Raw genomic sequence first — 21,584 nt, 5'->3', positions numbered from 1 at the left:
GCTGTCAATGCCGGGTGGCGCTCGCGCTTACCCGGCATGCACTCCCCGCAGGCCCGCGCAACCGAAGCGCCGCCGGGCAAATAAAAAAGGCCCTTTCGGGCCTTTTTTATATTCTCGTTTTCCTCACGCGATCCGCATAGACAGATAACGTCTGCTTCAGCACGTCCAGCGTCACCGGTTTCGACAGACAGCTGTCCATACCGGATTCGAGACAGCGCTGCTTCTCTTCCGCCAGGGCGTTTGCCGTTACCCCAACCACCGGGAGCGTCAGACCAAGCTGACGAATGCGCTGGGTCAGACGGTAGCCGTCCATATTTGGCATGTTCACATCACTGAGGACAATATCAATGTGGTTTTTGCTCAGCACATTCAGGGCATCCACACCGTCATTGGCCGTTTTACACTGATACCCCAGCGAACCGAGCTGATCGGCCAGCAGGCGGCGGTTAATCGGATGGTCGTCCACCACCAGAATCATCATATCGTCATTAGCCAGTGCCAGCGCATCCGGTGACGGCAGTGCCGCTGTGCCATCGCTGTCTTCCAGCTGTACGCTGTAAATGCGTGCCAGCAGCCCCAGAAGCTCATGAGGCGTCGCCACGCTGTGCACCCATTCACCAGGCGCACGCTCTGCGGGTATCCCAATATGACGACGGCAGAACGTCACGACGCCTCTGCCCGTCCACGCCTGTTCCAGTTCGCCATCGGTAATCAGCATATCGTCAGCATCCGGCGTCTGGCCTTCATACCGCGAGACCCGCACACCGCTGCTGGTCAGCAGTGAAGCAAGAAAATCCTGTAAGGATGCATTATGCACCGCCAGCCAACAGCGTTTATCACTCAATCCGTCAACGGTTGCTTTCGCCGGATACTGCGCGGAATAGAGCGGAATGCGGATGGTGAACTGGCTTCCCATGCCGGGTTCGGTATCAACGGAGATATCACCGTCCATCATGCTGATGAGCTTCTCACAGATCGCCAGCCCCAGCCCGGTGCCCTGGAAATTGCGCTGCACGCCAGTGCCCACCTGGAAGAAGGGATCAAACAGACGGACAACTTCCTTCGCCGGGATACCTACGCCGGTGTCACGCACGCGGATGCGCAGGTAGTCCCCTGCCCGACAGACATGCAGCACAATACAGCCAGTGTCGGTGAATTTGATAGCGTTGCTCAGAAGGTTCGAGATGACCTGCTGCAGGCGCATCGGATCGCCGTGCAACGTCAGCGGCACATCCGGCTCAATAAAGCAGTAAAGCCCCAGTTGTTTACGCACCACCAGCGGCAAATAGTTAGCGCTGATATGGTTCATCACCTCGCGCGGCGAGAACTCACGCGGCTCAATTTTCAACTGCTCAGACTCAATCTTGGAGAAGTCGAGAATATCGCTGATGATTTTCAGCAGCAGGCTTGAGGAGTTGTTCATCGCCGTGACCAGACGGTCGACCCCTTTCGGCAGTTCTTTGGTCTGCAGCAGATCGAGGTTACCGATGATCCCGTAAAGTGGTGTGCGCAATTCGTGGCTGACGGTAGCCAGGAACATCGATTTCGACTGGCTGGCCTGTTCTGCCGCCTGCGCCATCTCCTGCAGCGACTCTTCCATCTTCACGCGCGCAGAGACATCCACCAGCACGCAAATCGCTACGTTTTCATTACGATAGCGCGAATGCACGAAGCTAATTTGCAGGTTGGTGTGGGTACTGGTCAGCACATCCACAAAGTTTACCTGCTGCCCGCAGATAATCTGCGTCAGCCGTTGCCTGTCCTCATGCGTCAGCATGTTCAGGTAGTTATGTGCCAGCTCGTTACTGAGGATATTCGTGCCATCCTGGGTACGCAGGATACAGATCCCAACGGGCGCAGAGGCCACAATCTTGCGATTAAACTGCTCGTGTTCTTCAAGGCGCTGGGCATCACTTTCGGCAGGGATAAAGATCCGACGCTCATACATCCGCGCCAGCATAAACAACACCACACCAACCAGCACATTCAGCAAAATGGCGTTCAGAATAAGAATGCGGATACGCTCCAGCACCATATCGACAGGCAGCGAGTACACAATACTCAACGACGAAGGGGGTAAACTCTTCTTCAGCACCAGCTCGCGGAAACCGGAGGTGTAGCCAAACCACGAACGCTCCTGCATCCAGTGTGGATCGACTTTTAAACGGTTCTCCGGCCCGACAAGGGAAATAAGCGTATGGCCGTTCTCATCAAGGATGGTCACCCCCATCGGCAAACTGCCCGGCGTGAAGAAGTTTTCCATACGGATCGTCTGTTCAATCCCCAGCAGCGCCTGCAGACGATTGCCCAGATAGACCGGTGTGAGAGCATAGAAGTAGCCCACGCCCATACGCGGTCCCTGGCTAATCCAGAACAGGTTGTTACCCCGCTCCTCCTGCGGTGCATTACGGTATTTCACGATCCGTTCGTGCAGGCTTTTCAGGGCGTCATCGCGCTCAACGGGGATGTCGCGCAGGCCAAAATCCGCCATACAGAGGTTGTCGCTGCCAATGAGGAAAACGCGGTTCAGATCATAGGCGGCAGAAAAATTGTCACGCCAGTAGCGCATAAACCATGCAAGCGACTCCAGCGAACCGCGCCAGGCATTGCCCATGGTTGAACAGTCGGAGTCCGGGAACAAAGGCTCAAAATCAGGCACTTCGGTTTTTTCATTTCGCCCACGAATGGCAAGAATGCCGTTTTCCGCCGTCAGCCGGTTTTCGGCAATGTACTTCAGCTCCTTCATGACGTCGGAAGTTCGCTGAATATAACGCTGGGCCTGATCGGAGCTTAAATTGAACTCCTGGCGGATCTCCGCTTCTTTCTGGTGTAACGCGTTAACGATGTAAAACACCGAGAACAACGCCACCAGCAGCCAAAGCAGTAGTGCCAGCGCCCGAAACAGGTAGCGAGAGACTTTCAGCGTGGTACGAAAGGAGACGAGGTATTTCAAGGGGGCGAGGCTCCGCCGTCGGGGTCAAAAAGAATGTGGTTAAGGTAGCGGTAAACGCGCCTTGTCGCAACGTTCACTTGTCTGCTTGTGCAAAAGAAAAGGGCCGGAAACCGGCCCTTTTTGCGTCAGGAGACATTACTCGTCAGCGTCATCCGCTGCTTCGTCGTCGGTATCCGCTTCCGGTGCGATTTCATCATCACCTTCCGCGACGCTACCGTCGATAGAGTCGAGTTCTTCGTCATCCACCGGCTCTGCAACACGCTGCAGACCCACCACGTTTTCATCTTCCGCAGTACGGATGAGGATCACGCCCTGGGTGTTACGACCCACCACGCTGATCTCGGAAACGCGGGTACGCACCAGCGTACCGGCATCGGTGATCATCATGATCTGGTCAGTATCATCGACCTGCACCGCGCCGACAACGGAACCGTTGCGCTCGGTCACTTTGATGGAGATAACGCCCTGCGTACCACGGGACTTGGTCGGATATTCACTTTCCGCCGTCCGTTTACCGTAGCCATTCTGCGTAACGGTAAGGATTGCACCTTCACCACGCGGAACAATCAGGGAAACAACGGAATCTTCACCCGCCAGCTTGATACCGCGAACGCCCGTTGCGGTACGGCCCATTGCGCGGACCGCGTTCTCTTTAAAGCGCACCACTTTACCGGCCGCAGAGAACAGCATCACTTCATCAGAACCGGAGGTCAGATCCACGCCGATCAGTTCGTCACCTTCGTTCAGGTTCACGGCGATAATACCGGCTGAACGTGGACGGCTGAACTCGGTCAGCGCGGTTTTCTTCACGGTACCGCTCGCGGTCGCCATAAAGACGTTCACGCCCTCTTCGTACTCGCGTACCGGCAGGATAGCGGTGATACGTTCGTTCGCTTCCAGCGGCAGCAGGTTGACGATTGGACGGCCACGCGCGCCACGGCTCGCTTCCGGCAGCTGATAAACCTTCATCCAGTACAGACGACCACGGCTGGAGAAGCAGAGGATCGTGTCATGGGTATTCGCCACCAGCAGGCGGTCAATAAAGTCTTCTTCTTTAATACGTGCCGCAGATTTGCCTTTACCGCCACGACGCTGTGCTTCGTAGTCGGTCAACGGCTGATACTTCACATAGCCCTGGTGAGACAGGGTGACCACCACATCTTCGCGGTTGATCAGATCTTCAATGTTGATATCAGAGCTGTTCGCAGTGATTTCAGTGCGGCGCTCATCGCCGAACTGATCGCGGACCAGTTCCAGCTCTTCGCGGATCACTTCCATCAGGCGCTCTGCGCTACCGAGGATATGCAGCAGCTCGGCAATCTGCTCCAGCAGCTCTTTGTACTCGTCGAGCAGTTTTTCGTGCTCAAGGCCGGTCAGTTTCTGCAGACGCAGATCCAGAATCGCCTGGGCCTGCTGCTCAGTCAGGTAGTACTGACCGTCACGCACGCCGAATTCAGGCTCCAGCCACTCAGGACGCGCCGCGTCATCGCCCGCACGTTCCAGCATCGCGGCCACGTTGCCCAGATCCCACGGACGGGCAATCAGGGATGCTTTCGCTTCTGCTGGCGTCGGCGCGCGACGGATCAGCTCGATGATCGGGTCGATATTAGCCAGAGCAACGGCCAGTGCTTCGAGGATATGCGCACGGTCGCGCGCTTTGCGCAGTTCAAAGATGGTACGACGGGTCACCACTTCACGACGGTGACGCACAAACGCGCTCAGGATCTCTTTCAGATTCATGATCTTCGGCTGACCATGGTGCAGCGCAACCATGTTAATACCGAAGGAGACCTGAAGCTGAGTCTGAGAGTACAGGTTGTTCAGGACAACCTCACCCACTGCGTCGCGTTTGATTTCAATCACAATGCGCATACCGTCTTTATCAGACTCGTCACGCAGGGCGCTGATACCTTCAACACGTTTTTCTTTTACCAGCTCGGCGATTTTTTCAATCAGACGAGCCTTGTTCACCTGATACGGGATCTCATGAACAATGATGGTTTCACGGCCGGTTTTGGCGTCCGCTTCCACTTCGGCGCGGGCACGGATGTAAATCTTGCCGCGACCGGTGCGGTACGCTTCTTCAATACCACGACGACCGTTGATGATCGCCGCCGTCGGGAAGTCCGGGCCAGGAATGTGTTCCATCAGCCCTTCAATGCTGATGTCTTCATCGTCGATGTAGGCCAGGCAGCCGTTAATCACTTCCGTGATGTTGTGCGGCGGAATGTTGGTTGCCATACCCACGGCGATACCGGACGAGCCGTTCACCAGCAGGTTAGGAATTTTCGTTGGCATAACGTCAGGAATTTTTTCCGTGCCGTCATAGTTATCAACGAAATCAACCGTCTCTTTTTCCAGGTCGGCCATCAGCTCATGGGCAATCTTCGCCAGACGGATTTCCGTATAACGCATTGCCGCGGCGGAGTCGCCGTCGATAGAACCAAAGTTACCCTGGCCATCTACCAGCATGTAACGCAGCGAGAAAGGCTGCGCCATACGGACGATAGTGTCGTACACCGCGGAATCACCATGGGGATGGTATTTACCGATTACGTCACCAACGACACGGGCAGATTTTTTGTAGGCTTTATTCCAGTCATTGCCCAATACGTTCATGGCGTATAGTACGCGACGGTGTACCGGCTTCAGGCCATCGCGGACGTCCGGCAGCGCACGGCCAACAATGACCGACATCGCATAGTCCAGATAGGAGCTCTTCAGCTCTTCCTCGATGTTAACCGGTGTAATTTCTCTCGCAAGGTCGCTCATCTAACCGCTATCCCTCTACTGTATCCCGGATTCAAAGGTCGCAAATTATAACACAGCCGCGGTGATTGAGGTAAACCTATACGCTTTATTCACTCGCGTAGCCTGATATACTCCGAAGTCTTGCAAAATAAGGAGTAAAAGCGCCCATGAATGCCGAAAAATCCCCGGTGGCTCACAACGTTGACCACGAAGAGATTGCCAAATTTGAAGCGGTGGCGTCCCGCTGGTGGGATCTCGAAGGTGAGTTCAAGCCTCTGCATCGCATCAATCCGCTGCGTCTGGGCTATATCGCGGCGCGTTCCGGCGGTCTGTTCGGTAAGAAGGTGCTCGACGTTGGCTGTGGCGGCGGTATCCTCGCAGAGAGCATGGCGCGCGAAGGGGCCACGGTCACTGGCCTCGATATGGGTTTCGAACCGCTGCAGGTGGCGCGCCTTCATGCGCTGGAATCCGGTGTGCAGGTAGAGTATGTGCAGGAGACCGTGGAAGAACACGCGGCAAAACATGCCCACCAGTACGATGTGGTGACCTGCATGGAAATGCTGGAGCACGTCCCCGATCCGCAATCCGTGGTGAGTGCTTGTGCAAAACTGGTGAAGCCGGGCGGCCAGGTCTTTTTCTCCACCATCAACCGTAACGGAAAAGCCTGGCTGATGGCCGTCGTCGGGGCGGAATATGTCCTGCGCATGGTGCCGAAAGGCACACACGACGTGAAGAAATTCATCAAGCCTGCCGAATTACTGAGCTGGGTTGATCAGACCTGGCTCAAAGAGCAGCACATGACCGGACTGCATTACAATCCATTAACGGACAAATTCAAACTCGCACCGGGCGTGGATGTTAACTATATGTTGCATACAACCGCTAAAAACGACTAACGTCATAAACTATTCTTATAAAGATTGCGCGACATCATGTTGCGCAATTCTGACCTCTCGTTGAAGAAATCAGCACTCGATCAAATTTTGAATTTTTTTTCTTAATTATTGACATCTCTTCCAGGCCTTACGGTACGAGGACTTAGCCTTTTTTACCCTTTCACAACCTCAATTTAACCTCAAAATCAACTCTTGTACTGAAAAGAATCCTTACTAGAATACTCACCATATAGCGTTCTTCTTATCGCAAACCCCCTATATGTAGTATTTATCCACAGAGTTAGTCACAAGGCGGATCTGTGGATAAACGGGGGATATTTTTTATTTCACGGACAGGTAAAACCCACATGAATCAGAGTCTGCTGGTGACAAAACGCGACGGTACTACCGAGCGTATCAATCTGGACAAAATCCATCGAGTTCTCGACTGGGCAGCAGAAGGCCTGAACAACGTATCTATCTCCCAGGTTGAACTGCGATCCCACATCCAGTTCTACGACGGCATTAAAACGTCTGATATCCATGAAACCATCATCAAGGCTGCGGCGGATCTGATCTCCCGTGAAGCGCCGGATTATCAGTACCTCGCTGCACGTCTGGCGATTTTCCACCTGCGTAAAAAAGCCTACGGCCAGTTTGAGCCGCCAGCACTTTACGATCACGTGGTAAAAATGGTTGAGCTGGGCAAATACGACACGCATCTGCTGGAAGACTATACGGAAGAAGAGTTCGAGCAGATGAACGGGTTTATCGATCACTGGCGCGATATGAACTTCTCCTACGCGGCGGTGAAGCAGCTCGAAGGTAAATACCTGGTTCAGAACCGTGTGACCGGCGAAATCTACGAGAGCGCTCAGTTCCTCTATATTCTGGTGGCCGCCTGTCTGTTCTCTAACTACCCGCGTGAAACGCGTCTGGAATACGTGAAGCGTTTCTACGATGCGGTGTCGACGTTCAAGATTTCTCTGCCTACGCCAATTATGTCTGGCGTGCGTACCCCGACTCGTCAGTTCAGCTCCTGCGTCCTGATTGAGTGTGGTGACAGCCTGGATTCCATCAACGCCACCTCCAGCGCCATTGTGAAATACGTTTCCCAGCGTGCCGGTATCGGCATCAACGCGGGTCGCATCCGCGCTCTGGGCAGCCCGATTCGCGGCGGTGAAGCGTTCCACACTGGCTGCATTCCCTTCTACAAACACTTCCAGACCGCGGTGAAGTCCTGCTCGCAGGGTGGCGTGCGTGGTGGTGCAGCAACCCTGTTCTATCCGATGTGGCACCTGGAAGTGGAAAGCCTGCTGGTACTGAAAAACAACCGTGGCGTGGAAGGCAACCGCGTGCGCCACATGGACTACGGCGTGCAGATCAACAAACTGATGTACACCCGTCTGCTGAAAGGTGAAGAGATCACCCTGTTCAGCCCATCCGACGTTCCGGGGCTGTACGACGCATTCTTTGCCGATCAAGATGAGTTCGAACGTCTGTACACCAAATACGAAAAAGACGACAGCATCCGCAAACAGCGCGTGAAAGCCGTCGATCTGTTCTCGCTGATGATGCAGGAACGCGCCTCCACGGGCCGTATCTATATCCAGAACGTTGACCACTGCAACACTCACAGCCCGTTCGACCCGGTTGTTGCGCCAGTGCGCCAGTCTAACCTGTGCCTGGAAATCGCCCTGCCGACCAAACCGCTGGACGACGTCAACGACGAAAACGGCGAAATCGCCCTGTGTACGCTCTCTGCGTTTAACCTGGGTGCGATTAAGAGCCTGGACGAGCTGGAAGAATTGGCCGTGCTGGCCGTGCGTGCGCTGGATGCCCTGCTGGACTACCAGGATTACCCCATCCCGGCGGCAAAACGTGGTGCAATGGGCCGTCGTACCCTGGGTATCGGCGTGATCAACTTTGCCTACTGGCTGGCGAGAAACGGTAAGCGTTACTCTGACGGCAGCGCAAACAACCTGACCCACGAAACGTTCGAAGCCATTCAGTATTACCTGCTGAAAGCCTCTAACGAGCTGGCAAAAGAGCAAGGTGCATGTCCGTGGTTCAACGAAACCACCTACGCGCAGGGCATTCTGCCGATCGACACCTATAAGAAAGACCTGGATGCGATTGCGAATGCACCACTGCGTCTGGACTGGGAAGCACTCCGTGAGTCTATTAAAACTCACGGCCTGCGTAACTCCACGCTCTCTGCCCTGATGCCGTCTGAGACCTCTTCGCAGATCTCCAACGCCACCAACGGTATCGAGCCGCCGCGTGGTCACGTCAGCATCAAAGCGTCGAAAGACGGTATTCTGCGCCAGGTAGTGCCGGACTACGAGCTGCTGAAAGACAACTACGAGCTGCTGTGGGAAATGCCAAACAACGACGGCTACCTGCAGCTGGTGGGTATCATGCAGAAGTTTATCGACCAGTCGATCTCTGCGAATACCAACTACGACCCGACGCGCTTCCCATCTGGCAAGGTTCCGATGCAGCAGTTGCTGAAAGACCTGCTCACCGCCTATAAATTTGGCGTGAAAACCCTGTACTATCACAACACCCGTGATGGTGCGGAAGACGCGCAGGACGATATGGTGCCGTCAATTCAGGACGATGGCTGCGAAAGCGGCGCATGTAAGATTTAATAAATCCCCTCACCCTAACCCTCTCCCCGTGGGAGAGGGAACTCTTTCCCCTTCTCCCTGTGGGAGAGGGCCGGGGTGAGGGAAATAACACCACAGGACTCACCTTAATGGCATACACCACCTTTTCACAGACGAAAAACGACCAGCTCAAAGAGCCAATGTTCTTCGGCCAGCCGGTCAACGTGGCACGCTACGATCAGCAAAAATATGACATCTTCGAAAAGCTGATTGAAAAGCAACTCTCCTTCTTCTGGCGTCCGGAAGAGGTTGACGTTTCCCGCGACCGTATCGATTTCCAGGCGTTGCCGGACCACGAAAAACATATCTTCATCAGTAACCTGAAGTACCAGACGCTGCTGGACTCCATTCAGGGACGTAGCCCTAACGTGGCGCTGCTGCCGCTGATCTCCATTCCGGAGCTGGAAACCTGGGTGGAAACCTGGGCGTTCTCTGAGACGATCCACTCCCGCTCATACACCCATATCATCCGCAACATCGTTAACGATCCGGCGGTGGTGTTCGACGATATCGTCACCAACGAACAGATCCAGAAACGTGCGGAAGGCATTGCGCACTACTACGACGAGCTGATCGAGATGACCAGCTACTGGCATCTGCTGGGCGAAGGCACCCACAATGTGAACGGCAAAACCGTTACCGTGAACCTGCGCGCGCTGAAGAAACAGTTGTACCTGTGCCTGATGAGCGTCAACGCGCTGGAAGCGATCCGCTTCTACGTGAGCTTCGCCTGCTCCTTCGCGTTTGCCGAGCGCAAACTGATGGAAGGCAACGCCAAAATCATTCGCCTGATCGCCCGTGATGAAGCCCTGCACCTGACCGGCACTCAGCATATGCTGAACCTGCTGCGCAGCGGCGTGGACGACCCGGAGATGGCGGAGATCGCCGAAGAGTGCAAGCAGGAGTGTTACGATCTGTTCGTGCTGGCCGCGCAGCAGGAGAAAGAGTGGGCAGATTACCTGTTCCGCGACGGCTCCATGATTGGCCTGAACAAAGACATCCTGTGCCAGTATGTGGAGTACATCACCAACATCCGTATGCAGGCTGTCGGCCTCGACCTGCCGTTCCAGACGCGCTCTAACCCGATTCCGTGGATCAACACCTGGCTGGTGTCCGATAACGTGCAGGTAGCACCGCAGGAAGTGGAAGTAAGCTCTTACCTGGTCGGTCAGATTGATTCTGAAGTCAACACCGACGATCTGAGTGACTTCCAGCTCTGATGAGCCGTGTGACGCTACGTCTTTCCGGCACGGAAGTGCTGTGTCGGGAAGAGCACCCTTCTCTGCTGGTGGCGCTTGAAGCGCACCAGGTTGAAGTAGAGTACCAGTGTCGCGAAGGATATTGCGGCTCCTGCCGCTGCCGTCTGGTCGCAGGCCAGGTGGACTGGCTAACCGAACCGCTGGCCTTTATCAGCGAAGGGGAAATTTTGCCCTGCTGCTGCCGGGCAAAAGGCGATATTGAGATCGAGATGTGATTGTGTCGGGTGGCGCTTCGCTTACCCGACCTACAAAACCGCAGTTCGTAGGCCGGGTAAGGCGCAGCCGCCACCCGGCAATTTCAGCGCTTATCTTTCAAAAAACTCACTGCTTTATCCGGAAAATCCGTAAACAATCCATCCACGCCCGCCTGGTTATACAGCACGTCGTAAAGCTGATTCACGTCCGTCGCATATTCCGGCAACTGATCCGCTCGTACCGTATACGGATGCACCTGCATCTTGCTGGCGTGCGCCTCTTTCACCATTGCCGTCAGCTTCACGTGGCCCGGCGTTGAGCCTTCCGCCACCAGCATGTGGTAATCCGGCCCGATGCCGTCGGCGTACCGAGCAATCTGCTTCATCGCGCCCGGCTTAAACATCCAGTCGTAGTTGTAGTTAACCCACTTCCCGTCCGGCTGTTTCTCCTGGGTTTCGTTCCAGTCAGTGTAGGCAATCAGCTGTACCAGATTGAGATCCATCCCCATCTTCGGCTCCAGCTCGGTTTTGATGCGTTTCAGCTCAGCGGCGTCAAAACACTGCAGGTAGACTTTGTCCTGCTTGCTGGTGTAGCCGTACTGTTTCAGCACCTCCAGCGTCTTCGCGGCTATGTCCTTCCCTTCCTGGTGGTGGAACCACGGTGCTTTGATTTCCGGGTAGATACCGATATTTTTCCCGGTTGAGTGGTTCAGCCCCTGAACAAACTCAATCTCCTCTTCGAAAGTGTGAATGCGGAAGTCAGACTTGCCCATCGGGAAACGTCCCGGATAGACCTGCACCTTCTTGCCGTTCTCAATCTCAAAACCTTCGGTAAACTTCAGCGAGCGAATTTCCGCCAGCGTGAAGTCGATGGCGTAGTAGCGGCCATCCTTACGGGCGCGATCCGGGAAACGCTCCGCGACATCCGTCACGCGGTCAAGATAGTGGTCATGCAGGACGACCAACCGGTCATCCTTCGTCATGACTAAATCCTGCTCAAGATAATCCGCGCCCTGCGCATAGGCCATCGCTTTCGCCGGAAGCGTGTGCTCCGGCAGATAGCCGCTCGCGCCGCGATGGGCGATGACGATTTTATCCGCCGCCAGCGCGGAGCCTGTCATCAGGCCCGCCAGCAGCAGACCCGTTGCTATGTGAGTCAGTTTCATCGCAATGCTCCTTATTGACGACGTGCCTGCACTTCGGCGTGGTGACGTTTCTCACCGATCATCACGACAATCAGCAGCAGTACCGCCAGCACGCTACCGCCAATCATCACCATAAAGCCGCCGTCCCAGCCAAAGAAGTCAACGGTATAGCCCACAATCGCGCTCGCCGCGACAGAGCCGCCCAGGTAGCCAAACAGACCGGTAAAGCCTGCCGCCGTGCCTGCCGCTTTTTTCGGTGCCAGTTCCAGCGCGTGCAGACCAATCAGCATGACCGGGCCATAGATCAGGAAGCCGATGACGATCATACACGCCATATCCACGCCTGGGTTGCCCGGCGGGTTAAGCCAGTAAACAACGGTAGCAATGGTCACCAGCGTCATAAAGAAGACACCCGTTGCACCGCGGTTGCCTTTAAATACTTTATCCGACATCCAGCCGCAGATCAGCGTTCCCGGAATTCCCGCATATTCGTACAGGAAGTAGGCCCAGGAGGATTTATCCAGTGCGAAATGCTTCACCTCTTTCAGGTAGGTTGGTGACCAGTCAAGAATGCCGTAGCGCAGCAGGTAAACGAACACGTTCGCCACCGCGATGTACCACAGCAGTTTGTTTGGCAGCACGTACTTCATGAAGATCTGCTTTGCCGTCAGTTCTTCTTCATGCTGCTCGCTGTAATCATCCGGATAGTCGTTTTTGTACTCTTCAATCGGCGGCAGACCGCAGGACTGCGGCGTGTCACGCATCAGGGCAAAAGCAAAAATAGCCACCAGAATCGCGCCAAAGGCTGGCATGTAGAGCGCCGCGTGCCAGTCGTTGAACCAGGCCATCCCCAGCAGGAACAGCAGTGGCGGAATCCCCCCGCCAACGTTATGCGCGCAGTTCCAGACGGACACAATGCCGCCACGCTCTTTCTGCGACCACCAGTGCACCATGGTGCGTCCACACGGCGGCCATCCCATCCCCTGGAACCAGCCGCAGAGGAACAGCAGCACGAACATAATCGCAATGCTGGAGGTTGCCCACGGCACAAAGCCCATAAACAGCATCACCGCGGCCGCGAGGATCAGACCGGCAGGCAGGAAAACGCGCGGATTCGAGCGGTCCGACACCGAGCCCATAATGAACTTCGAAAAACCGTAGGCGATAGAGATCCCCGACAGCGCGAATCCCAGATCGCCACGCGAAAAGCCCTGCTCCACCAGATATGGCATAGCGAGGGCGAAGTTTTTACGTACCAGATAGTAAGCCGCGTACCCGAAGAAGATCCCCAGGAAGATTTGCCAACGCAGACGACGGTATAGCGGATCAATTTCTGCCTCAGGCAGACGCGCCCGATGCGGCGCAGGTTTAAAGATACTGAGCATGACAGCCTCCGTGGCCAGGTATTGAATTTTCTGGGGTTTTACTGCCCCACACTCCAGAGAGGCGGCGATGTTAAAAAATCACGGTGATTGTTACTGTGAATCAACGCACAGATTGTTACAGAAATATGACAGCGTGCGCAAAAAGGCGCACGGAATCACATTTCACTTTCGAATAACGCTCGTTTATGTTCGAAATCAAACAAACCACAATTTCAGTGTGGCTAAATGATAAAAAACGAACATAGAGGGAAGACAATGACAATTCACGATCCTCGTTACAGCGATGTGATTATCATTGGCGGTGGCGCAACCGGAGCCGGGATCGCGCGTGACTGCGCCCTGCGGGGTTTACGCGTCACGCTTCTGGAGCGTCATGATATTGCAACGGGTGCGACCGGGCGAAATCACGGCCTGCTGCACAGCGGCGCGCGGTATGCGGTGACTGACGGCGAATCCGCCCGCGAATGTATTGCTGAAAACCAGATCCTTAAGCGCATCGCCCGCCACTGTATTGAGCCAACCGACGGCCTGTTCATTACGCTTCCCGAAGATGACCTCGCGTTTCAGCACACGTTTATTACAGCCTGCGCAGCAGCAGGCATACCGGCCGAGGCCATTGATCCCGCGCAGGCGCGCCGTATTGAGCCTTCCGTGAACCCGACACTCACGGGTGCCGTCAGGGTCCCTGATGGCACCGTCGATCCCTTCCGTCTGACCGCTGCCAATATGCTGGACGCCCGCGAGCATGGCGCGCGCATCCTCACCGGGCATGCAGTGACCGGGCTTATCCGTGAAGGCCATCGCGTCTGCGGCGTGCGGGTTTTTGACACACAATATAACGAAGCTCACGACCTGTTTGCCGCCGTCGTCATTAACGCAGCAGGCATCTGGGGGCAGCGTATCGCTGAGTACGCTGACTTATCCATCCGCATGTTCCCGGCGAAAGGCTCGCTGCTGATCCTCGATCACCGCATCAATAACCACGTGATCAACCGCTGCCGCAAACCCTCGGACGCCGACATTCTGGTGCCGGGGGATACCATTTCACTCATCGGCACCACTTCAACCCACGTCGACTACAGCGAGATTGACGACAACAGGGTAACTGCTGCTGAGGTGGATATTCTGCTGCGCGAAGGGGAAAAACTGGCACCGGTAATGGCGCAGACCCGCATTCTGCGCGCCTATGCTGGCGTGCGTCCGCTGGTGGCCAGCGATAACGATCCGAGTGGTCGCAACGTCAGCCGTGGCATCGTGCTGCTCGACCACGCAGAACGCGACGGCATGGACGGTTTTATTACCATCACCGGCGGCAAGCTGATGACCTATCGCCTGATGGCGCAGTGGGCAACCGATGCCGTCTGCCGCAAACTCGGCAACACCGAACCGTGCGTGACGGCGGAGCAGCCCCTGCCCGGCTCGCGACAGCCTACCGAAAAGACACTGCAAAAAATTATCTCACTGCCCGCTCCGCTGCGCGGTTCCGCCATTTATCGCCACGGCGACAGAACGCCAGCGTGGCTGGGTGAAGGTCGGCTGAGCCGCAGTCTGGTATGCGAGTGTGAAGCGGTAACCGCAGGCGAAGTGCAATATGCAGTGGAGAACCTGACGGTCAATAACCTGCTCGATTTGCGCCGCCGCACGCGTGTCGGCATGGGGACCTGCCAGGGTGAACTGTGCGCCTGTCGCGCCGCCGGGCTGCTGCAGCGTTTTCATGCCACCACCTCAACCCAGTCGCTTGCTCAGCTCAGCGATTTTTTAAATGAGCGCTGGAAAGGTATTCAGCCTGTTGCCTGGGGTGATGCCCTGCGCGAAAGCGAATTTACCCGCTGGGTCTACCAGGGGCTTTGTGGTCTGGAGAAGGAGCAACACGATGAAATTTGATACCGTGATTATCGGTGGCGGGCTCGCGGGTTTGCTCTGCGGCATCAAACTCACACAGCAAGGGCTACGCTGCGCGATTGTCACCCGTGGTCAGAGTGCCCTGCACTTCTCGTCAGGCTCGCTGGATCTGATGGATGAAAATTACCGCGATAAACTGCCCCCGGAGCATCCCTGGCACCTGACAGGTGCGCATAATATTGACCGCTTTGCCCTGGAAACCGAAGCGCTACTGGCGAATTGCGGCGCACGTCTGAAAGGGAGCGCAAGGCAAAACCATCAGCGGGTCACGCCGCTCGGCACTCTGCGTTCTGCCTGGCTCAGCCCGGAGGAGGTACCCGTCGCGCCCTTCAACGCCGCGCATGTGCTGGTGGTCGGCATCAGCGGTTTTCTCGATTTCCAGCCGCATCTGGCGGCAGCCTCACTCAACAAACAGGGTATACACGCTGAAACGGCGGAGATTGACCTTCCTGAACTGGATGTGCTGCGCGAAAACCCGAGCGAATTTCGCGCGGTGAATATTGCCCGTTTTCTTGATTACGAGGAAAGATGGCCGCTGCTGTATGAAGCACTCAGGCCACTCGGCGAGAAGTGCGATACGCTGTTTATGCCCGCCTGCTTTGGCCTAACGGACAATCGGCTCTGGCGCTGGTTGTCCGACCGTCTGCCCTGCACCCTCTGGCTGTTGCCCACGCTTCCCCCTTCCGTTCCCGGCATTCGTCTGCATACCCAGCTTCAGCGCCAGTTTGTTGCTCAGGGCGGCGTGTGGATGGCGGGTGACGAGGTGAAAAAAATCACGCTGAATAACGGTGAAGCCAGCGATGTGTGGACACGAAACCACGGGGATATTCCTCTTCACGCACGTTACACGGTGCTCGCCAGCGGCAGCTTCTTCAGCAACGGGCTGTTAAGCAGCCGGGACGGCATTCGGGAGGCCATTCTCGGGCTGGATGTCCGGCAAAGCCGCTCCCGCACGGACTGGTATCAGAGCGATTTTTTCACACCGCAACCCTGGCAGCAGTTCGGCGTCATCGTGGATAACCACCTTCACCCACAACTTTCCGGGAAACCTGTTGAGGATCTCTACGCCATCGGCTCGGTTCTGGGCGGTTACGATCCCATCGCTCAGGGCTGTGGTGGTGGCGTCTGCGCGGTAACGGCGCTCCACGTTGCAGAGCAGATTATCCAGCGCATGGAGGCTGAACAATGAACGACACCCGATTTGAAAGCTGTATTAAATGCACCGTCTGCACCACGGTCTGCCCGGTTAGCGGCGTAAACCCGCGCTACCCTGGTCCGAAACAGGCCGGGCCTGACGGTGAACGTCTGCGCCTGAAAGACGGTGCACTGTACGACGATGCGCTGAAATACTGCATCAACTGCAAACGCTGCGAAGTGGCCTGCCCGTCTGACGTCAAAATTGGTGACATCATTCAGCGTGCCCGCGCGCGCTACAGCACGCAAAAGCCGACCCTGCGCGATGCTATCCTCAGCCATACCGACCTGATGGGCAGCGTCTCGACCCCCTTCGCCCCGTTAGTTAATGCCGCCACGTCGCTAAAACCGGTGCGCCAGCTGCTGGATACAGCGCTCAAAATCGACCACCATCGCAGCCTGCCGACGTATTCCCACGGCACCTTCCGCCGTTGGTACAAATCAGTGGCTGCTGAACAGGCGCAGTTTGCCGGGCAGGTCGCCTTTTTCCACGGCTGCTATGTGAACTACAACCATCCGCAGCTAGGGAAAGATCTGCTGAAAGTGCTCAACGCGATGGGCACGGGGGTGCAGCTCCTCAGCAAGGAGAAATGCTGTGGCGTCCCGCTGATTGCCAACGGTTTTACCGATAAGGCGCGTAAGCAGGCCAAAAGCAACGTGACATCGCTGCGTGAGGCGATTATCGACAAAGGTATTCCGGTGCTGGCGACCTCCTCCACCTGCACCTTCACGCTGCGCGACGAGTATCCACATCTGCTGGACGTCGATAACACCGGCCTGCGCGACCACATCGAGCTGGCAACGCGCTTTCTGTGGCGCAAACTCGATAGCGGGCAGACGCTGCCGCTGGGTAAATTGCCCCTGAAGGTGGTCTATCACACGCCGTGCCATATGGAAAAAATGGGCTGGTCGCTCTATACGCTGGAGCTACTGCGACTTATTCCGGGGCTGGAGCTGACGGTACTGGATTCACGCTGCTGCGGCATCGCAGGCACCTACGGCTTTAAACGTGAAAACTACGAAACGTCGCAGGCGATTGGTGCGCCATTTTTCCGCCAGATTGAGGAGAGCGGTGCCGATCTGGTCGTGACTGACTGCGAAACCTGCAAATGGCAGATTGAGATGTCCACCAGTAAACGCTGCGAACACCCGATAGCATTACTGGCAAAGGCGCTGGGCTAAGTTTTGCCGGGGCGATCCCCGGCAAACCGGTTACTCCACGAAAAGCGATTCCACGACATTAATCCAGCCATGTTCGCTGGCGACCTCTTTACCGTTCAGCCAGCGGCGCAGCATGTTCAGTGCCATCATGGCGCACACTTCCTGACGCACCGGCAGGCTATGACGGGTAATACTCATTTTCACCCGCAGCGCATGGGTGCCTTCCGGCGTCGCCAGGGCAAAATTAAGATGCTCACCATCCACACCGCCAACGGCCAGCGCCAGCCCGGCGAAATGATTCACTCTGCGCTCTGAGGCCCAACGCGCCGTCTGCGCCAGCGTCTCCTGCTGGAAAGGTACCACTTCACTGGCCAGCAGCGGCGCATTCGCACGCGAAAGCTGCAGCGCCAGCAGCCCGCCGGTGAACTGCTCGCTTAAGGTGATGCTTAGTTGACGAGACTGGAGGCACTGTGAAATCTGTGCAGGTAACCCTTCCGTTCCTTCAAAGATTAGGCTTTCACCCGCCACGCGCTGCACTTCCGGCCACAGCGCCAGCATGGCGGCTTTCTGCGTTGCCGGGCCGGTCAGTTTCAGCTCAATAATCGGCATTGAGGAGCGATAGCCCATCGAAACACCCGGCGGTAGCGGCAGGTGGTCAAGGCTCTGAGCCAGATCGCTTTCAGAGCGGCCAAAGGTGGTCAGACACAGGCACACCGGCGGCTCAGGCAGAGTAAACCGTTCACGCAGGCGTGGCAGGATCTGCTGTTCGACCATCACTTTAAATTCAGACGGTACGCCCGGCGTGAAGAACATCAGGCAGCGGTTCAACTGAACGGCAAACCCGCAGGCAGTGCCAACCGGATTATCGACCAGTTCCGCACTGGCCGGAATTTCAGCCTGCTTGCGGTTGCTCGGGGCCATCACGCGGCCACGTTCTGTAAAGAAGCGTTCCATTTGAGCCAGCCACGCTTCATGCAGTACCAGCCCTTCACCTTTTGCGGTCGCGGCAGCCAGCGCACTGAGATCGTCACTGGTAGGCCCCAGCCCACCGTTCACAATCAGCACGTCGCACTGTTCGCTGCGCTCGCGCAGAATGCTGACCAGTGACTCAAGGTTGTCGCCCACCGTGTTGCGACGCGTTAACGGTAATCCCTGCTCAAAGAATAAATCGGCAAGCCAGGCGGCATTGGTATCAATAATTTGCCCATGCAGCACTTCGTCGCCGGTGGATAACATTTCCACGTTTATCATTGTGTTCTCCCACTTCGATGGTCAAAACACTATAGCGCAATTGCATGTGGGGAGACGAGAAACTGGCGCGACAGAACGCCGCGCCGGAGAGATTAGAAGCCTGCGCTCACACCCACGTATGGGCCGTCTGCCAGCGCGTTGTCGCGGTTGCCCTCTTTACCCGCCAGGTTCAAATAACGGTAGCCTGCTTCGATGGTAATCGGACGCATGATGGTCCAGCGCGCACCGGCGTTAGCTTCTTCATAGCTGTCGATTCCGCTGGAGAGCGAATCCGGGGAGTAGTAATACTCGCCAAACAGACCAAAGCTGTCGCCGATTTTCCACTGCAGGCCGCCGCCCACTGCCGCCGCGTAGCCTTCATCACCGTCGTTCGGGTTGGTGTAGATACCTTTACCGCCGACGGTCGCCAGGAATGGACCCAGCGGAATGTTCAGACCGAGGCCGAGGCTGGCGGCATCGCCGTCGTCATCGTTATGCGTCCAGCCGCCGGTCATCGCCAGGCCGGAGGTTTCCGTGCCCAGACCAAAACCCAGGTGGGTGTAATCTTCACCCGCCGAACCGTTGAAGGAAATCGCGTTTGCCGCTGCCGAAACAAACATCAGGCCGCCTAAGCCCAGTAATGCCACTTTTTTCATTGTCGTGATCCCGCACAATTTATGTAGAGTTGTCCCAAAACCGCGAGATTTTAACCTGAGTCTCTTCAGGATCAATGCACTCTGTGTGCGTCAGACAATTAGTTTGTAACGATTTGATACCCTCAGGTTTTTAGAGCATCGGCAAAAACCGCATTTTCACACTCAGCCCTCCCAGCGTTTCGCTGCGTGTTAGCTGCAGGTGGCTCCTGTGCAGCCGGGCGATATCGCTCGCCAGCGCCAGGCCAATGCCTGACCCGGCAGTGTCACCCACGTTATCCAGCCGGTGAAAAGGGAGCATCGCCTGAGAGATCTGATTTTCTGCAATCCCCGGTCCGCTGTCCTCCACGCACAGCTCAACGGCACCGTTATCCGTGCGCAGGAATACCGTCACGACGCCCTGCTCCGGCGTATATTTGATTGCGTTTTCCAGCAGGTTAGCGCAAAGCTCACCGAGCAAGACGTCATCCCCCTCAATCATCACCGGCTGGTGGAGCCCGTCATAGCCGAGATCGATACCTTTGCTGCGCGCCTGCGTCAGCCGGGAAAAACAGCAGTTTTGCACAATCTGCACCAGATCGACGGGGGCAAACTGACGTTCACCCTGCTCTTTACGCTTCACCGCCGAGAGCTGTAACAACCGTTCAGTCAGCAGAATCGTGTTATCCAGCGTCACGTTCATCGCCCGCAAACTCTCCAGCCACAGCGCCGGATCGTCCCTCGTCAGGGCAACAGAAACCTGCGTTTTCAGTACCGCCAGCGGCGTCTTGAGCTGGTGAGACGCATCGGCGTTAAAGCGCTCCTGGCGTGACAGCACTCCGCGTAATCGGTCGATATAGCGGTTAAATGCCACGATCAGCAGACGTGTCTCCGACCAGGGCAGCAGCTCGGGCAGCGGGGCCAAAAGCCCCGGCTCACGGCGTACCATCAGGGATGAAAGCTGGCGCATCGGGCGCAGTACGCGGCGCAACAGCCAGGCCGTTAATACCAGCGTCAGCAGGACCAGCAGCCCCTGAGAAACCCAGGATGAGAAGAGCAACTGGCTGGCGAGATAGCGGCGGGACTGCAGGGTCTCGGCGACATAAATTTCCGCCATCCCGACAATATTGCCCTCGTTGACAGGCTGCAGCAGCTTCGCCACACGGATGGCCTGTCCGCGATATTCCGTATGATAAAACCAGGCCAGTGCCGGGTAGAGCGTGGTCCGCGAGGTCGAAGGCGGCATCTTTGGCAGATCGTCATAACCGGAGATCACCCGCCCGTCCGGGTCGACCACTTTGTAGTACAGCCGATCGTTCATATTCAGTTCAAAGCTGTCGAGTACCACCCAGGGGACATTCACCTCCAGCTTGCCATCGTGAACCACCAGCCGCTCCGACACCGTTCGCGCGGACGATAACAGCGTGCGATCGTATGCCTGCGTCGCCGCCTGCAGTGCGCTGACGTAGCTGTTAAAGGCCGATAATCCCCACAGCAACAGCAGCGGAAGCCCCAGAAAGAGGAGTAATTGCAGGTAGAGCGACTGCGGCTTAACCCACTTCATCACCGCACTCCAGCACGTAGCCCAGCCCGCGCAGGGTGGTGATCCGCACCCCGCTGCCGGTGAGTTTTTTGCGCAAGCGGTGAATATACAGATCGATACTTTCCGGGCTGACGTCATCGTTCAGGCTAAACACCTGGTCAAAAAGCTGCTGCCGGGAGACGGGACGGGTCCGGCGGTGCATCAACACTTTCAGCAAAGAAAGCTCGCGCGGCGTCAGGGAAAGCGGCTCATTGCGCAGCAGAAAGAAGCCATCGTCATCGTACTCCAGCTCCCCCAGACGCTGCCGCTCCTGGGTTCGTCCTTCACTCCGGCGCAGCAAGGCACGCAGCCGCGCATCCAGCTCCTCCAGCTCGAACGGCTTCGGCAGATAGTCATCCGCGCCGGCATTTAACCCTTTTACCCTGTCCGCCACGTTGCTGCGGGCGGTGAGAAACAGCACCGGTAGCGTCTGCCCGCGCTTTCGCAGGCGATGAACCACCTCCAGCCCGTCGAAGCCCGGCATACCGATATCGAGGATCGCAACCGCGTAGTTTTCCCCCTGTAGCAGATGATCCGCCGCGCGTCCGTCATGAACGCAATCCACGGCAAAGCCTCCCTGTACCAGCGCTTTCTCCAGCCAGTGAGCCAGCTCACGATTATCTTCCGCCAGTAAGAGACGCATATCACA

General features: G+C 56.5%; 15 protein-coding genes. 7 read left to right on the top strand and 8 right to left on the bottom strand.

Going from position 1 to position 21,584, the window contains the following annotated elements; genetic code table 11:
• Positions 1 to 106 precede the first annotated feature (106 nt).
• Entirely contained in the window at positions 107 to 2,953 is a 2,847-nt protein-coding gene (gene rcsC / locus ABGB15_RS07420; protein ID WP_152081677.1) for a two-component system sensor histidine kinase RcsC, read from the bottom strand.
• 135 nt (positions 2,954 to 3,088) lie between these two features.
• Positions 3,089 to 5,725 carry a DNA topoisomerase (ATP-hydrolyzing) subunit A gene (gyrA, locus tag ABGB15_RS07415; RefSeq protein WP_152081678.1) on the bottom strand — a complete coding sequence of 879 codons (2,637 nt, stop codon included), beginning with the start codon at positions 5,723 to 5,725 and terminating at the stop codon, positions 3,089 to 3,091.
• Positions 5,726 to 5,871: 146 nt separating this feature from the next.
• Here gyrA and ubiG point away from each other — a divergent pair, with 146 nt between their 5' ends.
• The 4 genes from ubiG to yfaE all read left to right on the top strand — a co-directional run bounded on the left by ubiG (position 5,872) and on the right by yfaE (position 10,725).
• The gene (gene ubiG / locus ABGB15_RS07410; protein WP_152081679.1) at positions 5,872 to 6,600 is read left to right on the top strand and encodes a bifunctional 2-polyprenyl-6-hydroxyphenol methylase/3-demethylubiquinol 3-O-methyltransferase UbiG; all 729 of its coding nucleotides are present in this window, start codon (positions 5,872 to 5,874) and stop codon (positions 6,598 to 6,600) included.
• Between the two features lie 347 nt (positions 6,601 to 6,947).
• Positions 6,948 to 9,233: a class 1a ribonucleoside-diphosphate reductase subunit alpha gene (gene nrdA, locus ABGB15_RS07405; protein WP_152081680.1), complete on the top strand. Its 2,286-nt coding sequence runs from the start codon at positions 6,948 to 6,950 to the stop codon at positions 9,231 to 9,233.
• A 107-nt stretch (positions 9,234 to 9,340) separates the two neighbouring features.
• Positions 9,341 to 10,471 carry a class Ia ribonucleoside-diphosphate reductase subunit beta gene (nrdB, locus tag ABGB15_RS07400; RefSeq protein WP_215722387.1) on the top strand — a complete coding sequence of 377 codons (1,131 nt, stop codon included), beginning with the start codon at positions 9,341 to 9,343 and terminating at the stop codon, positions 10,469 to 10,471.
• The gene (gene yfaE, locus ABGB15_RS07395; RefSeq protein WP_152081682.1) at positions 10,471 to 10,725 is read left to right on the top strand and encodes a class I ribonucleotide reductase maintenance protein YfaE; all 255 of its coding nucleotides are present in this window, start codon (positions 10,471 to 10,473) and stop codon (positions 10,723 to 10,725) included. Before nrdB ends, yfaE begins: the two co-directional genes overlap by 1 nt.
• An 83-nt stretch (positions 10,726 to 10,808) precedes the next feature.
• Here yfaE and glpQ read toward each other — a convergent pair whose 3' ends face one another.
• Both glpQ and glpT read right to left on the bottom strand, forming a co-directional pair.
• On the bottom strand, positions 10,809 to 11,870 hold the full coding sequence (gene glpQ / locus ABGB15_RS07390) for a glycerophosphodiester phosphodiesterase (RefSeq protein WP_215722388.1): 1,062 nt from the start codon (positions 11,868 to 11,870) through the stop codon (positions 10,809 to 10,811).
• 11 nt (positions 11,871 to 11,881) lie between these two features.
• The gene (gene glpT / locus ABGB15_RS07385; RefSeq protein ID WP_152081684.1) at positions 11,882 to 13,234 is read right to left on the bottom strand and encodes a glycerol-3-phosphate transporter; all 1,353 of its coding nucleotides are present in this window, start codon (positions 13,232 to 13,234) and stop codon (positions 11,882 to 11,884) included.
• Between the two features lie 255 nt (positions 13,235 to 13,489).
• Between glpT and glpA the strand changes: the two genes are divergently transcribed.
• From glpA to glpC, 3 genes are read left to right on the top strand one after another with little or no spacing between them, the layout of a single operon-like run.
• Complete coding sequence (glpA, locus tag ABGB15_RS07380; RefSeq protein WP_215722389.1) at positions 13,490 to 15,118, top strand: anaerobic glycerol-3-phosphate dehydrogenase subunit A; 1,629 nt, start codon at positions 13,490 to 13,492, stop codon at positions 15,116 to 15,118.
• Positions 15,108 to 16,325, top strand: coding sequence for a glycerol-3-phosphate dehydrogenase subunit GlpB (gene glpB, locus ABGB15_RS07375; protein ID WP_215722390.1), 1,218 nt, complete (start codon positions 15,108 to 15,110; stop codon positions 16,323 to 16,325). The genes glpA and glpB overlap by 11 nt, the downstream gene beginning before the upstream one ends.
• Positions 16,322 to 17,512, top strand: a complete 1,191-nt coding sequence (gene glpC / locus ABGB15_RS07370; RefSeq protein ID WP_215722391.1) for an anaerobic glycerol-3-phosphate dehydrogenase subunit GlpC — start codon at positions 16,322 to 16,324, stop codon at positions 17,510 to 17,512. The genes glpB and glpC overlap by 4 nt, the downstream gene beginning before the upstream one ends.
• Positions 17,513 to 17,542: 30 nt before the next feature.
• Here glpC and ABGB15_RS07365 read toward each other — a convergent pair whose 3' ends face one another.
• The 4 genes from ABGB15_RS07365 to tctD form a co-directional block, all read right to left on the bottom strand.
• Positions 17,543 to 18,742 carry a nicotinamide mononucleotide deamidase-related protein YfaY gene (locus ABGB15_RS07365; RefSeq protein WP_369064149.1) on the bottom strand — a complete coding sequence of 400 codons (1,200 nt, stop codon included), beginning with the start codon at positions 18,740 to 18,742 and terminating at the stop codon, positions 17,543 to 17,545.
• A gap of 92 nt (positions 18,743 to 18,834) precedes the next feature.
• A complete protein-coding gene (locus ABGB15_RS07360; RefSeq protein ID WP_152081689.1) occupies positions 18,835 to 19,377 on the bottom strand; it encodes a YfaZ family outer membrane protein in 543 nt (180 codons plus the stop codon).
• Between the two features lie 130 nt (positions 19,378 to 19,507).
• Positions 19,508 to 20,917: a sensor histidine kinase gene (locus tag ABGB15_RS07355; protein ID WP_152081690.1), complete on the bottom strand. Its 1,410-nt coding sequence runs from the start codon at positions 20,915 to 20,917 to the stop codon at positions 19,508 to 19,510.
• A complete protein-coding gene (gene tctD, locus ABGB15_RS07350; protein WP_215722393.1) occupies positions 20,904 to 21,578 on the bottom strand; it encodes a transcriptional regulator TctD in 675 nt (224 codons plus the stop codon). Before tctD ends, ABGB15_RS07355 begins: the two co-directional genes overlap by 14 nt.
• Between the last annotated feature and the right edge of the window lie 6 nt (positions 21,579 to 21,584).

It is taken from the genome of Enterobacter sp. MALB-1 (genome assembly GCF_041021625.1).
Lineage (GTDB): Bacteria > Pseudomonadota > Gammaproteobacteria > Enterobacterales > Enterobacteriaceae > Enterobacter > Enterobacter oligotrophicus.
The sequence above is the reverse complement of the archived record's forward strand: the minus strand, read 5'-3'. Positions and strand labels throughout refer to the sequence as shown.

What these genes read in the sequence shown, in the direction of transcription:
- gyrA (WP_152081678.1), bottom strand. Translation starts at nt 5,725, where the DNA reads ATGAGCGACCTTGCGAGAGAAATTACACCGGTTAACATCGAGGAAGAG.
- ubiG (WP_152081679.1), top strand. Translation starts at nt 5,872, where the DNA reads ATGAATGCCGAAAAATCCCCGGTGGCTCACAACGTTGACCACGAAGAG.
- nrdA (WP_152081680.1), top strand. Translation starts at nt 6,948, where the DNA reads ATGAATCAGAGTCTGCTGGTGACAAAACGCGACGGTACTACCGAGCGT.
- nrdB (WP_215722387.1), top strand. Translation starts at nt 9,341, where the DNA reads ATGGCATACACCACCTTTTCACAGACGAAAAACGACCAGCTCAAAGAG.
- yfaE (WP_152081682.1), top strand. Translation starts at nt 10,471, where the DNA reads ATGAGCCGTGTGACGCTACGTCTTTCCGGCACGGAAGTGCTGTGTCGG.
- glpQ (WP_215722388.1), bottom strand. Translation starts at nt 11,870, where the DNA reads ATGAAACTGACTCACATAGCAACGGGTCTGCTGCTGGCGGGCCTGATG.
- glpT (WP_152081684.1), bottom strand. Translation starts at nt 13,234, where the DNA reads ATGCTCAGTATCTTTAAACCTGCGCCGCATCGGGCGCGTCTGCCTGAG.
- glpA (WP_215722389.1), top strand. Translation starts at nt 13,490, where the DNA reads ATGACAATTCACGATCCTCGTTACAGCGATGTGATTATCATTGGCGGT.
- glpB (WP_215722390.1), top strand. Translation starts at nt 15,108, where the DNA reads ATGAAATTTGATACCGTGATTATCGGTGGCGGGCTCGCGGGTTTGCTC.
- glpC (WP_215722391.1), top strand. Translation starts at nt 16,322, where the DNA reads ATGAACGACACCCGATTTGAAAGCTGTATTAAATGCACCGTCTGCACC.
- ABGB15_RS07365 (WP_369064149.1), bottom strand. Translation starts at nt 18,742, where the DNA reads ATGATAAACGTGGAAATGTTATCCACCGGCGACGAAGTGCTGCATGGG.
- ABGB15_RS07360 (WP_152081689.1), bottom strand. Translation starts at nt 19,377, where the DNA reads ATGAAAAAAGTGGCATTACTGGGCTTAGGCGGCCTGATGTTTGTTTCG.
- ABGB15_RS07355 (WP_152081690.1), bottom strand. Translation starts at nt 20,917, where the DNA reads ATGAAGTGGGTTAAGCCGCAGTCGCTCTACCTGCAATTACTCCTCTTT.
- tctD (WP_215722393.1), bottom strand. Translation starts at nt 21,578, where the DNA reads ATGCGTCTCTTACTGGCGGAAGATAATCGTGAGCTGGCTCACTGGCTG.